This is a genomic window from Catenibacillus scindens (assembly GCF_014202115.1).
GTDB lineage: Bacteria > Bacillota > Clostridia > Lachnospirales > Lachnospiraceae > Catenibacillus > Catenibacillus scindens.
The window spans coordinates 1-1,293 of record NZ_JACHFW010000051.1 but is presented as its reverse complement, the minus strand read 5'-3'; the positions used below and the strand labels follow the sequence as shown (position 1 = coordinate 1,293).

1 protein-coding gene is annotated in these 1,293 nt (G+C 53.4%); it reads left to right on the top strand.

What is annotated here, in order from left to right:
* Nucleotides 1-1,058 (top strand): LPXTG cell wall anchor domain-containing protein (locus HNP82_RS17745; RefSeq protein ID WP_207720667.1); only part of this gene is annotated, 1,058 nt, incomplete at its 5' end.
* Nucleotides 1,059-1,293 lie beyond the last annotated feature (235 nt).

Genomic DNA, 1,293 nt, shown 5'->3' with positions numbered 1-1,293 from the left:
TGCAGACCGAAATCATTCCAATGCTTGAACATGAGCACAGCTACGGCGACTGGCAGAAGGATGAAACCCAGCACTGGAAGGAATGCCGCTGCGGCAAGAAAACTGAAGTGGGCAACCATACTTTCGATGATTGGACGATAACAAAGGAGCCCACCACAACCGAAACAGGTTCCAGAGAACGCACCTGCTCCATCTGCAAATATACGCAGACAGAGACGCTGCCGGTTCATACGCACGATGTTCACGATGAAGCATGGAAATATGACGAAACCCAGCACTGGCAGGAATGCTCCTGCGGTGAAAAGCTCAATGTGGCAAACCATACCTACGGCGATTGGAAAGTAACCAAAGAGGCCACCGAGACTGAAGCGGGTTCCAGAGAGCGCGGCTGTGCGGTCTGTGAATATGTGCAGGTTGAAATCATCCCGGAGATCGGGCATGAGCACGGCATCCATGATGAAACGTGGAAATATGACAAAACCCAGCACTGGCAGGAATGCTCCTGCGGTGAAAAGCTGAATGTGGCAAACCATACCTACGGCGATTGGAAAGTAACCAAAGAGGCCACCGAGACTGAAGCGGGTTCCAGAGAGCGTGACTGCACGGTCTGTGAATATGTGCAGGTTGAAATCATCCCGGAGATCGGGCATGAGCACGGCATCCATGATGAAACGTGGAAATATGACAAAACCCAGCACTGGCAGGAATGCTCCTGCGGTGAAAAGCTGAATGTGGCAAACCATACCTACGGCGATTGGAAAGTAACCAAAGAGGCCACCGAGACTGAAGCGGGTTCCAGAGAGCGCGGCTGTGCGGTCTGTGAATATGTGCAGACTGAAGCCATCCCTGCAACGGAAACCGGAGAGCCAACCGATTCGACTGATCCGACCGATTCATCCGATTCGCAGGGTCAGCAGGATCCTTCCGGCGACACCGGCAGCCCCCAGACCGGGGACAGCAGCAACATGATGCTGTGGATCAGCCTGATGCTGGCCTCCGGCGGCGGCGTGCTGGGAATGCTGCTTTACAGGCGGAAAAAGGCGGCGGCCGAGAAATAAGGCTGAGAGATAAAACAAAACCGGCAAAAGCGCCTGCGGGCGGGCTTCGTGCAAAACCCACAGCCCGCCCCGGCGCAGCCGGTATCCTTTTCAAGAAGGGATATCCCTTCTATCCTTTGGTATGCACCAAAGGATAAGCAATGTTGTCCGGCACTTTCTACCAACCTTTTTTATCCCAAATCCTGCAAAATAAACGAACCCCCAGAGTAAAAGATTCTGACGGATTTTCCCGCAC